This is a genomic window from Mesorhizobium sp. M1A.F.Ca.IN.020.03.2.1 (assembly GCF_004023205.1).
GTDB lineage: Bacteria > Pseudomonadota > Alphaproteobacteria > Rhizobiales > Rhizobiaceae > Mesorhizobium.
In genome coordinates this window covers 1-11,523 of the sequence record NZ_RZSV01000188.1, presented here as the reverse complement: position 1 = coordinate 11,523, position 11,523 = coordinate 1, and the positions used below count along the sequence as shown (strand labels likewise).

General features: G+C 65.2%; 11 protein-coding genes and 1 pseudogene. 4 read left to right on the top strand and 8 right to left on the bottom strand.

Annotated features, from left to right (window positions below; genetic code table 11):
• Window positions 1–326, top strand: a 326-nt coding sequence (locus EOA79_RS24180; RefSeq protein ID WP_164893932.1) for a GFA family protein, incomplete at its 5' end; no start/stop codon positions are given.
• A 19-nt stretch (window positions 327–345) separates the two neighbouring features.
• Here the strand turns inward: EOA79_RS24180 and EOA79_RS24175 are convergent.
• The 5 genes from EOA79_RS24175 to EOA79_RS24155 all read right to left on the bottom strand — a co-directional run bounded on the left by EOA79_RS24175 (window position 346) and on the right by EOA79_RS24155 (window position 5,149).
• Window positions 346–1,107 (bottom strand): glucose 1-dehydrogenase, encoded by a 762-nt coding sequence (locus tag EOA79_RS24175; RefSeq protein WP_095823547.1) that lies wholly within the window; start codon window positions 1,105–1,107, stop codon window positions 346–348.
• 11 nt (window positions 1,108–1,118) lie between these two features.
• Window positions 1,119–1,931, bottom strand: coding sequence for an ABC transporter permease (locus EOA79_RS24170; RefSeq protein WP_127335397.1), 813 nt, complete (start codon window positions 1,929–1,931; stop codon window positions 1,119–1,121).
• On the bottom strand, window positions 1,931–2,794 hold the full coding sequence (locus EOA79_RS24165) for an ABC transporter permease (RefSeq protein WP_095823603.1): 864 nt from the start codon (window positions 2,792–2,794) through the stop codon (window positions 1,931–1,933). Before EOA79_RS24165 ends, EOA79_RS24170 begins: the two co-directional genes overlap by 1 nt.
• 74 nt (window positions 2,795–2,868) lie before the next feature.
• Entirely contained in the window at window positions 2,869–4,032 is a 1,164-nt protein-coding gene (locus EOA79_RS24160) for a spermidine/putrescine ABC transporter substrate-binding protein (RefSeq protein ID WP_095800622.1), read from the bottom strand.
• Window positions 4,013–5,149, bottom strand: a complete 1,137-nt coding sequence (locus EOA79_RS24155) for an ABC transporter ATP-binding protein (protein ID WP_095823549.1) — start codon at window positions 5,147–5,149, stop codon at window positions 4,013–4,015. The genes EOA79_RS24160 and EOA79_RS24155 overlap by 20 nt, the downstream gene beginning before the upstream one ends.
• A 161-nt stretch (window positions 5,150–5,310) precedes the next feature.
• On the opposite strand from EOA79_RS24155, the gene EOA79_RS24150 reads away from it, so the two are divergent.
• The 3 genes from EOA79_RS24150 (at window position 5,311) to EOA79_RS24140 (ending at window position 8,618) form a co-directional block, all read left to right on the top strand.
• Window positions 5,311–6,078, top strand: coding sequence for a helix-turn-helix transcriptional regulator (locus tag EOA79_RS24150; RefSeq protein ID WP_245479216.1), 768 nt, complete (start codon window positions 5,311–5,313; stop codon window positions 6,076–6,078).
• 198 nt (window positions 6,079–6,276) lie between these two features.
• A complete protein-coding gene (locus EOA79_RS24145; RefSeq protein WP_095823551.1) occupies window positions 6,277–6,975 on the top strand; it encodes a GntR family transcriptional regulator in 699 nt (232 codons plus the stop codon).
• Between the two features lie 287 nt (window positions 6,976–7,262).
• Window positions 7,263–8,618, top strand: coding sequence for a glutamine synthetase family protein (locus EOA79_RS24140; protein ID WP_067319031.1), 1,356 nt, complete (start codon window positions 7,263–7,265; stop codon window positions 8,616–8,618).
• 12 nt (window positions 8,619–8,630) lie between these two features.
• Here the strand turns inward: EOA79_RS24140 and EOA79_RS24135 are convergent, their stop codons facing one another.
• The 3 genes and pseudogenes from EOA79_RS24135 to EOA79_RS24125 form a co-directional block, all read right to left on the bottom strand.
• Entirely contained in the window at window positions 8,631–9,620 is a 990-nt protein-coding gene (locus EOA79_RS24135; protein ID WP_095823552.1) for an ABC transporter permease, read from the bottom strand.
• On the bottom strand, window positions 9,617–11,137 hold the full coding sequence (locus EOA79_RS24130) for a sugar ABC transporter ATP-binding protein (RefSeq protein ID WP_095823553.1): 1,521 nt from the start codon (window positions 11,135–11,137) through the stop codon (window positions 9,617–9,619). Before EOA79_RS24130 ends, EOA79_RS24135 begins: the two co-directional genes overlap by 4 nt.
• A gap of 64 nt (window positions 11,138–11,201) precedes the next feature.
• A pseudogene (locus EOA79_RS24125) lies at window positions 11,202–11,523 on the bottom strand (hypothetical protein); the annotation flags it as partial.

Genomic DNA, 11,523 nt, shown 5'->3' with positions numbered 1-11,523 from the left:
GAAGCCCGCTGACCATCTGGATCGGTTACCGGCCGGACCAGATCCGCTTGACCCGCGGCCAGCCCAGGGAATTCTCGAAGACCCGGGGCATCGTCCGCAGCTTCTGCGAGAAATGTGGCACCTCGATCGCCTATCGCGACGAGGGACTGAACGACGAGCTTTATGTCACGATCGGCTTCTTGGACCATCCGGAGCGGTTTCGGCCACAAGCCCACGCCTATTGGCGGCTGCGTCTGCCCTGGCTGGAATTCTCCGACGATCTGCCGCGTATCGACACCTACTCGCGACGTCGCGATCCGGCATTCGGAAATCCAGTCGACCGGTAGATCGCTCGCCAAGCGCGCCTCAGCCGATGCTTTCGCCGCCGTCGACGACCAGCGCCTGGCCGGTCATGAAGGACGAGCGGTCGGAGACCAGGAACAGGATTGCTTCGGCGATTTCCTGCGCGCTCGCCCAGCGCCCCATCGGGATCTTGGTCCGGACATAGTTTTCGATCGCGTTGCGTCCGCCCATCTGGGTGATGAACGGCTCGTTGAACGGCGTGTCGACCCAGCCCGGACAGAGCGCGTTGATGCGCACATTGTGCTTGGCGTAGTCGAGCGACATCTGCCTGGTCATCGCCACCACCGCATGCTTGGACGTAGCATAGGCGATCATCTCGCGATCGTAGAAGACGCCGGAATTGGACGCAGTGTTGAGTATGACGCCGCCGCCCTGCGCGATCATCGCCGGCATGACGGTCTTCGCCGCGAGGAACTGCGCCCGCACATTGATCCGCCACGACGCATCCATGCCGTCGGTGCTGACTTCCGTCAGCGTGCCGCCGACCTGGATGCCGGCATGGCTGTGCAGGATATCGATCCGGCCGTGCTTGCCGAGCGTTCCCGCTATGAGGTCCTCGACCGCCGTGTCGTTGGCGACATCAGTCGCAACCGCTTCGGCCCGGCCGCGGGCTGCGCGGATAGCGGCCGCCGTGGCCTCGCCTGCCGCCGGATCCCGGTCGGCGATCACCACGACAGCCCCTTCCCGCGCCATGATCATGGCGCCGGCGCGCCCGATGCCCGACCCGGCGCCCGTCACCACGGCGATGCGATCTTTCAAAATCATGGATCTGTCTTTCACGGCAATGGTTTTCGTCGGCCGAGCTGCCATTGCGCGAGCAGGACGAGCAGCACCGAGGCGGCGAGCACGATCGTCGCGATGGCGTTGATCTCCGGCGTCACGCCGCGTCGGATCGAGGCAAAGACATAGATCGGCAAGGTCGTCTGCGCGCCGGCGACGAAGAAGGCGATGATGAAGTCGTCGAAGGAGAAGGTGAAGGCGAGCAGGAAGCCGGCGATCACCGCCGGCATGATCTGCGGCAGCACGATCGAGCGGAACGTCGTCAGCGGTGTTGCATAGAGATCGCTCGAGGCCTCGACCAGGTTGCGGTCGAGGCTGCTGAGCCGCGTGCCGACGATCATCGTCACCAGCGCCATCGAGAACAGGCCGTGCGCGGCGATGATCGAGCCGTAGCCGAGCGCCAGGCGCGGCGGCTGGTCGGTCGGCCAAACCGAAGCGAGGAACGGATTGACGACGGCGAAGAGCTGCACCAGGGCCACCAGCGTCGAAATGCCAATGACGACGCCCGGCACAACGATCGCGGCACCCAGCAACGCGTCGAACACGCCCCTTGTCCGCGCGCCGACACGCTGCAGCCCGAGCGCCGCGGCCGTGCCGCAGAAAGCCGCGAGCAGCGCGCTGGTGGTGGCGATGAACAGGCTGTTCTTCAGCGCCTCGACCAGGAACGGGTTCGACAGCGCTTTGCCGTACCATTGCTCGGAGAAGCCGGTGAACTCGCTGGCGTGATGGCCGGCATTGAACGAGAACAGCACGACCAGCGCGATCGGCAGATAAAGGAAGGCAAAGACGGCAACGACGAAGGCGCGCATCAGATTAGGTCCACGCGGCGGGCGCCCGAAAGCCGGGTCGAGAGGCGGTTGGCGATGATCAGCACCACGACCGAGACCAGCACCAGCGTGATGGCAATCGCCGATCCGAACGGCCAGTTGCGTGACTGCAAGAAGAGGTCGACCAAGGCGTTGCCGATGAAGAACACCTTGCCGCCGCCAAGCAGCGTCGGGATCAGATACTCGCCGAGCAGCAGGATCATCACCAGCGAGAAGCCGGTCATCACGCCCGGCAGCGACAGCCGGAGCGTGACGCCGAGGAAGGTCGATAGCGGCGTAGCACCCAGATCGGCGGACGCCTCGAGCAGCCGCCGGTCGAGCCGTTCGAGGCTGACATAAATCGGCAGGATCATCAGCGGAAGATAGCCATAGACGATGCCGAGCAGCACGGCGCCAGGCGTGTTGATCAGCCTGAGATCCTCGATGCCTATATAGGCGAGCAGGGCGGGAATGCCGCGCCCGCCAAGGATGTACATCCAGGCATAGGTGCGCATCAGAAGGCTGGTCCAGAACGGGATGACGATCAGCGCGAGCAGGATCAACCGCCAGCGCTGCGGCGCGCGCAGCGCCAGGTAATAGGCGACGGGATAGGCAACGAGGAGGCAGGCCAGCGCGCCGACCGGCGCCAGCACCATCGTGTTCCAGAAGGCGGTCGCCCGTGCCGGCAGGTTGGCATATTGAGCGAAGGTGAACGCTGCCTGGTAGCCGCCCTCGGGTGCCCGCTCACCGACGCTGAAGACGGCGATGGCGACGAACGGCAAGACCAGGAACACGACGAGCCACAGCGTCGCCGGAGCGAGCAGTAGGGCGGTCAGGAGATTTTTGCGAAGGAGACTGCCGCGCATTGAAAAAGCCGCTTCGGCGCCGGCGGGCCTCTGCCCGCCGGCGGTAAGAACTTGACCGGAGTTGATGCCCTGATTCACGCGGCCTTGAAGCGCGCCATCAGCTCGGCGCGGCCCGGATCGGTGAGCGTCGCGGCGGCGCCGAACTCGAGCGGCTTCAGAAGCTCGGCGGCCGGATAGAGGATCGGGTTCTCGAGCACCTCCTTCGGCAGCAGCGCATTGACCCGCGCGTCGGTCGAAGGCGCGCCATTGGCCAGATGCTCCTTGACGGCGACCTTCGGGTTCATCAGGTAGTTGAGCAGCGCATAGCCGGCCGGCTTGTTCGGCGCGTCCTTCGGGATGGCGTAGAAGTCGGTCCAGATCTCGCCGCCCTCCTTGCCGAGCACATAGGCGATCTCAGGAATATCGCGATGAAGCTGCGCGCCGTCATTGGTCCAGCACATCGTCATCCAGGCGTCGCCCGAGCGCATCGACGGCTGATAGTCGCTCGACACCGCGAAGAGATGCGGCTTGACTTTGAGCAGCAGTTCCTCGGCCTTGGCGAGCTCGTCCTGCTTCAGCGAGTTGAACGAGTAGCCGTGATATTTCAGCGCATTGCCGATCGTGGTCAGCTGGTAGTCATGCACCATGGTGCGGCCGTCGCCTTCCGCCATGGCCGTGTCCCAGAATTCCTTCCAGCTCGACATCGGCTTGGCGAGCTTCTTGGTGTTGACGGCAAAGCCGGTCGTGCCCCAGTTCTTCGGCACGGCGTAGATCGTGCCGTCGATCGTGCCTTCCGCGGTGAAGCGGGCATCTTCCTTGCTGCCGTCGAAATTGCCGAGCTTGGCCATGTCCAGCGGCTCGATGATGCCGAGCTTCTTATAGGTCGAGATGGTGTAGTTGGTCGGCACGAACAGGCTCCAGCCCGAGCCGCCGGCCTGCAGCTTGGCCAGCATCTCTTCGTTCGAACCGAAGACGTTGACCTCGACGGCCACGCCCGTCTCGGCCTTGAAGTTCTCGAAGGTCTGCGGGTCGTGATAGTTCGGCCAGGTGGCGATAGACATGCGGTCGCCGAGGTTCTCGGCAGCAAAGGCCGGTGTCGGCCTGATGCCGAGCTCGCGCGCCATCACCGCGGTCGCGACACCGAGGCCGGTGAGGCCGAGGAAGTCGCGCCGGCTGATCGAGCCGCGCTTCAGGCGCATCAATTGGTCGACGAATTTTTCGGGGCTTATCGGCAGTCCGTCACGATAGGATTTTGACATGTTGGTCTTCCCTCTGGTTGGTCCCGTTGTTCTTAGGTTGCGGAAACGCCAGCGGCGCTCCGGCGGCGAAGCCGATGGCGACGGGTTCGCCCGGCTTGAAAAGGTTGCCCCGGCCAGTCACGTGATCGGCCTTGGTAAGCAATGATCCAATGCCCTGCACTTCGATCGCGTATTCCGCGGTCGAGCCAAGAAAGATGCGGTTACGGACAATGCCCTTGAGACCGCCGCCTCCGGGCGCCGAGAGGCTGAGCGATTCCGGCCGAAGGCTGACGGATACGGCCTCGCCCCGGCTGAGCGGTACCCGCTTGCGCGCCGAAATCACCGTGCCGTCGGCGAGCGCCACGTCGACGAGGTCGCCGGAGAGCCCGGCCACCTTGCCGCTGAGCAGATTCGTCTTGCCGACGAAATCGGCGACGAACAGATCGGCCGGCTCGTCATAGATCTCGCTCGGCTGGCCGATTTGCACCACGCGGCCGCCATTCATGACGCACACGAAGTCGCTCATCGACAGTGCCTCCTCCTGGTCGTGGGTGACCAGCACGAAGGTGATGCCGATCTCCCGCTGCAGGTTCTGCAGCTCGATCTGCATGTCTGTGCGCAGCTTCTTGTCGAGCGCCGCCAGTGGCTCGTCGAGCAGCAGCACCGCAGGCTTGTTGACCAGCGCCCGGGCGAGCGCGACGCGCTGCTGCTGGCCGCCGGAAAGCTCGTGGATCTTGCGGCGTCTGTAGCCGGCAAGCTGCACCATGGCCAACGCCTCACCTGCCTTCAGGCTGATCTCGCGCGACGACAGACGCGGCCTTGCCTGGCGCAGTCCGTAGGAGATGTTCTCCTCGACATCGAGATGCGGAAACAGCGCGTACTGCTGGAACACCATGTTGACCGGACGCCGGTAAGGCGGCGTTCCGGCCATGTCGCGGCCGCGGATCAGCACCTGGCCCTCGCTCGGCTGCTCGAAGCCGCCGATCATGCGCAGGCATGTCGTCTTGCCGCAGCCGGACGGTCCGAGCAGGGCGACGAAGGCCGCGGGCGGGATGGCAAGGTCGATGCCGCTGACCGCCGTGACGGCGCCGTAGCGCTTGGTGACCGCGCGAAACTCGATATCGGGCACTGCAGTCAAGCCACGGGCTCCAGCGACAGCGTGAGGCAATCTTTGCAAAGCTAGCAGAGCCAATGGCGTCTAGTATATACCTCACGGGTGGTATATTTAGTTGATTTTATCTTTTCAAGGGGTATGAACTGGGCGCCTCCCGCAGCGACGACTACAACGCGCTCGGCGCCGTGATTGCCGCGGCGCGCGAGACCGGCGATCATTTCGGCAAGGCGATCGTCGGCTGGCTGCGCGGGCATGTCCGCTTCGATCACTGCGTGGTCTTCGGCTATCGGGGTGCTGCGCGGCCGCCGCTTCTGTTCGAGACCTTCTCGCCGGCCGAAAGCCACATCTTCGTCGCGCTCTATCAGGAAGGGCCCTATCTGCTCGACCCCTTCCATCACGCCGCGGTCGAGCGCAGGGAAGGCTTCTGGCGCATGCGCGAGTTGGCGCCGGACCGCTTCTATGCCAGCGAGTACTACCGCTCCTACTACAGCCAGACCCGGCTCGCCGAGGAGGTCGGCTTCTTCGTTCCGCTGGCCGGCAAGGATGCGCTGGTGCTGTCGCTGATGCGGCTGCGCGCCTCGGGGCCGTTCGGAACAGCCGACGCTAGGCTGTTGCGCGACATGGCTCCCGCGGTGGTCGGCTTCTGCCGACAGCGCTGGCCAGCCTTGCCTGCCGAAGAGACCACGGTTGCGCCGCCGGGCGAAGCCTTGGCGGTGACCAATGAGCTGGATCGCGCCCACATCTGGAAGAGCCTGTCGCTGACCTCGCGCGAGAAACAGGTCGTCGACCTGGTGCTCCAGGGTCACTCGACGGAATCGATCGCCAGGGCGCTCAGGATCGTCCCAGGGACCGTGAAGGTCCATCGCCGCAACATCTATCGCAAGCTCAAGATCAGGTCGCAGGCCGGCCTCTTCGCGCGCTTCGTCGAGATCATCGACGCGCGCATCGGATAGCGCGTCTCCAGCCAAATGGAACCGCTCCACGGCACGCATGCCGAGGGCGCCGTTCGGGCCAGTCAGGAGGCCGCCCCTGCCTCACTTGCGGCGCCGCGCGTTAACCGTCTATCGTGCGGATCGAGGGCCGCCGGCCAAGTCTCCGGTTGCGGACAGAGCGGCTAAACAGATTTCAGGGACGGAAGTAGCGCATAGCCAATGGCCGACAAAACACAATTCGGACTGACTGCCCTCGACACAGTACCGCTGCATGAGAAAGTCTATCTGGAACTGGTGCGGGCGCTGATGTCGGGTCAGCTCCAGCCCGGCCAGAAGCTGACCTCGCGCAAGCTCGCCAAGGAGCTCGGCACCAGCGACATGCCGGTGCGCAGCGCCTTCATGCGGCTGCAGGCGCTCAGGGCGCTGAGCCCGATGCCGAACGGAAGCGTCGAGGTGCCGATGATTTCGGCCGACCGTTTCCAGCAGCTCACCGACGTGCGCATGGTCCTGGAAGGCACGGCCACTGAGCTCGCCACCGGCCTCATCAACGGCAACAACCTGCGCGCCATCCGCCGTCATTGCACAGAGCTCACCCAGGCCGCCCGCAGCGGCGACATCGACGACTACCTGCGCAAGAATCACGACTTCAAATTCTCGATATACCGCCACTGCGGCAACGAGCAGATGATCTTCCTCATCGAGACCGTGTGGATGCAGGTGGGCCCCTTCCTCCGCAACCTGCGCATCGGCTTCGAGGACGACCTCGCCGGCATTCTCGGCATCGACTATCATGAAGAGGTCGTGGCGGCGATCGAGGTCCAGGACGGCGAACGAGCCCGCGCGGCCATCGTGCGCGACATCGACGAGGGCGCGACGCACATTCTCAAACAGATCAAGTTTCCTGAATTGCGGCACTAATGCCAGCGTAGATCGAGGGATTGCCCTCGGCCATCACGATACCGGCAGCCAGCTCACCGTTGACCGCGCAAATGCCCCCTTGGCTTTCCCCTAGCGGCCAGCTATGTTGCGATCGCAGATCGCAGCTATGGACCCAAAATGCCGCCCGATATCCCAGCTAGTGAATTGAAAAAATGAAGGAACATCGCCTGGAACCATCCGTGGCGACCTTCATAAACTCACAAGCTGTAGAATGGATATCGTAGCCGGAACGGCTGCAGCACCTCCGAAAGAACAGGGGCTGGAAATTGGGCGATGCAATTGCGGACGTTTTGAACTGGCTTGAAAGCAGAAGCGACATCCAGAGCCTGCGGGCCGCGGTGTGCGACCTGAACGGCATCATGCGCGGCAAGCGCATCCCGGTCGAGCAGGCGCGCAAGGCGCTCGAAGGCAAGCTGCGCATGCCTTATTCGCTGATCGGGCTCGACATCTGGGGAGAGGACATCGAAGGCAACGCCCAGGTTTTCTCGACCGGTGACGCCGACGGGCTTTGCCATTGGACCGGACGCGGCATCCTGCCCGTCAACTGGACGGCGCATCCGACGGCGCTTTTGCCCCTGTGGCTCGCCGACGAGGCCGGCGCACCCTATCTCGGCGATCCGCGCCGCGCGCTCGCCCGCATCCTCGACCGCTACGCAGCGCTTGGTCTGACGCCGGTTACCGCGACCGAGCTTGAATTCTATCTCGTCGATCCGACATCGCAGCGTCCGGTCGGTCCTGTCTCGCCGGTCACCGGCCGGCGTCTCGATTCCGATGCGGCGCTTTCGATCGACGAAATCGACGATTTCGAAGGCTTCATTCACGACATCTACGAAGCCTGCCGCATGCAGGGCATTCCGGTCGATACGGCGATCGCCGAGAACGGCGTCGGCCAGTTCGAGATCAACCTCAACCACGTTCCGGATGCCTTGCGCGCCGCGGACGACGCCGTGCTTTTCAAGCGCACGGTCAAGGGCATCGCGCGCAAGCACGGCTTTGCCGCCTGCTTCATGGCCAAGCCCTATGGCGAGCGCGCCGGCAACGGTTTCCATGTTCATTTCAGCGTGCTCGACAAGGACGGCCGCAACATCTTCGACGACGGCAGCGACCAGGGCTCCGACACCATGCGCCACGCCGTCGGCGGCCTGCTCGCGGCCATGGCCGAAAGCACGCTGGTGTTCGCGCCGCATTTCAACTCCTACCGCCGCTTGCGCCCGCGCTCCTATGCGCCGACGGCTGTCGCCTGGGGCTACGAAAACCGCATGGTGGCGATCCGCATTCCAGGCGGCCCGTCTGCCGCGCGCCGCATCGAGCATCGCGTTTCCGGCGCCGACGCCAATCCCTATCTGGTGCTGGCGGCGATCCTGGGTGCCGCGCTGATGGGCATCGAGCGGCAGCTGTCGCCTGGCGAGCCGACCGGCGGCGAGGGACAGGGCCTCACGCTTGCCAAGCTGCCGCCTGACTGGGCCTCGGCGATCGCCGCCTTCGAGACCGGCAAGCGCGTCGCCGAAATCTTCCCGGCCGTGCTGCGCGACGCTTTCATCGCCTGCAAACGCCAGGAGTTGAACACCTTCGCGCTCAATGTCAGCGACTTCGAGATCGAGACCTATCTCGAAAGCGTCTAACCCCGCGCGGGGCTATTCTCCCGACCGGGCCCGCTGGCGCTCTTGCACGATGACGGCCAGGATCAGCAGCGCGCCCTTGGCGAGCAGCTGGTAGAAGGTCGGCACGGAGGTCAGGATCATGCCGTTGTTGAGGACGCCGATGATCAGCACCCCTAACATGGCGCCGATGATCGTGCCCTTGCCGCCCTGCAGCGCGCAGCCGCCGAGGATCGCGGCGGTGATAGCCTCTAGCTCCAGCCCCTGGCTGCCGGAGGCGGGCTGTCCGGACATGGTGCGGCTGGCCAGCACCAGTCCCGCCACCGCCGCCGCGAAGCCGCTCATCGCATAGATCGAGATCTGGTAGCGGCGGATCGGGATGCCGGCGAGCCGCGCCACCGTCGGATTGCCGCCGAGCGCGTAGATGTTGCGGCCGACGACCGTCTCACGGGTGAAGACGATGAAAGCCGCCATCGCCGCGATCAGCAGCCAGATGGCGAAGGGCAGCCCGAACAGCGTGCCGATGCCCAGCGCGCGCAGGCTGTCGCCGGTGATCGGTATGGAATTGCCGTTGTTCATCAGATAGGCGAGGCCGCGGAAGGCCGACATCGTGCCAAGCGTCGCGATCACCGCATTGACCGGCCCGTAGACGACGATCAGCCCGTTGACTGCGCCTGCCAGCAATCCGGCGAGCAGGCCGGCGAGGATGCCGGCGGGGATCGAGCCGGTTTCCTGGGCGGCGACGGCCAGCACCATCGTGCTCAGGCCGACGATCGACCCGACCGAGATGTCGAGCCCGCCCGATACGATGACGACGGTCTGCGCCATTGCCAGGATGCCGAGAATGGTGACCGCGAGGCCTATGTTGATCAGGTTGCGCGGCGTGAAGAAGACGTCCGGCCTCAACACGCCAAAGATCGCCAGCAGCACGACCAGAGCGATCAGCAGGCTGATGTTTTGCGCGCCGATGCGGCCAAACAGGCTGGCCGGCGCGCGCTCGCGTGCGGCGGTCGCGGTATCGGTCACGACACCCTCCTTTCGATTGCTTTCTTGTCCGAGCGCATGGCCAGTGCCAGCACCGCCTCCTCGCTCGCCTCTTGCCACGGCAGCTCGCCACTGATGCGGCCGCTCTGCATGACCAGGACGCGGTCGGCAAGGCCGAGCAGCTCTGGCATCTCCGAGGAGATGAGCAGGATGGCGAGGCCCTGGTCGGCCAGGCTTTCGATGAGCCTGTAGATCTCCGCCTTGGCGCCGACATCGATGCCGCGCGTCGGCTCGTCGAGGATCAGGACCGCCGGCCCCCGTGCCTGCCAGCGCGCGAAGACGACTTTCTGCTGGTTGCCGCCGGACAATTTCCCCACGGCCTGCTCGATCGACGGCGTCTTGACCCGGAGCTCGGCGACATGGCGGGCGACCAGCGCGCGCTCGCGCCTGCGGCTGAAGAAGCCGTAGCGCGACACCTTGTCGGGTACCACGAGGCTGACATTGTCGCGCACCGCCTGCATCAAAAGCAGGGCCTCCTGCTTGCGGTCCTCCGGCACCAGCCCGATTTCGGCGGCAACCGCATCCGCCGGCTCGCGCGGCCTGTAAGGCCGGCCGCCGACGGCCATCCGCCCGGAGAGCAGTGGATCGAGGCCGACGACGGCGCGCGCGACTTCCGTCCGTCCCGCGCCGACCAATCCGCCCAGGCCGACGATCTCGCCTGCCCTGACCTCGAAGCTGATCCCGTCGACGCGGCGTGTCGTGACGCCTTCGAGCGCCAGCCGGACCGGCCCGAGCGCACGCACTTTTCGGTTGAACAGGTCGCTTACCGGCCTGCCGACCATCAGCCGCACCATGCGCTGCTCGTCGAGCGCCGCGATTGGTTCGTCGGCGACGCGGCTGCCGTCGCGCATCACCACGCACCGATCGGCAAGCTCGATGATCTCGCGCAGCCGGTGCGAGATGTAGATCACCGCGACACCATCGGCCTTCAGGCGCCGGATGACGCGGAACAGCCGTTGCGCCTCGTCCTCCGTCAAAGACGAGGTCGGCTCGTCGAAGGCAAGCAGCCGCGCGCCCGGCCGCAGCGCGCGCATGATTTCGATCAGCTGCCTCAGCGCCGGGCTCAGGCCATGGCAGCGCTGCCCGGGCGAAAGCACGTCGACCACGCCAAAGGTGCGCAATAGGTCGAGACTGCGCCTTTCGAGATCAGCGCGGTCGAGAAAAATTGCGCCTCGCGCCTTGATGTCGCCGATGAAGATGTTTTCCGCCACCGTAAGCTCTGGGATGATCTCCGGCTCCTGGTGGATGACGCGGATGCCCGAGCCGTGTGCGGCGCGCGGCGAGCTGAGCTGCACCGGCTGCCCGTCGACCAGGACCCGGCCACTATCCGGCCGATGCTCGCCCTCCAGCACGCGCATCAGCGTCGACTTGCCGGCGCCGTTCTCGCCGATCAGCGCGGTGATCTCGCCGACGTTGAAAGCGACCGACACGTCGCGCAGCGCCTGCACGGCGCCGAAGCGCTTGCTGACGCCTTCGACGGCAACGACGGGCACGGTCATGGGCGGGAGACTCCCTTTGAAGCCGCCCGCCCAAAGGCCATCCGCCCCGAGCCCGAAAGGCAGCCTAGGACTTGCAACCGAGAGTGTCCTTGAACTTGGCGAAGTTCTCGCCGCTGATCAGCGTGGCGTCCTGGAAATAGTCCTTCTGCATCTCCTTGCCGGTAGCTTGGTCGTAGAGCGCCTGGATAGCGGCGGCGCCGTGCTTGGCGCTGTCCAGCCACATCGTGCCGCGGAAGCCCGTCGGCTTGCCGGAACCGAAGGCCTCGCAGGAGCGGGAACCGTCGATGCCGATGCCGATGACGTTCTCCGGCTTCATGCCGGCATTCTCCGTGGCGCGCACGCCGCCGAGCACGCCGTCGTCATTGCAGGAGTAGAAGATCCACTTC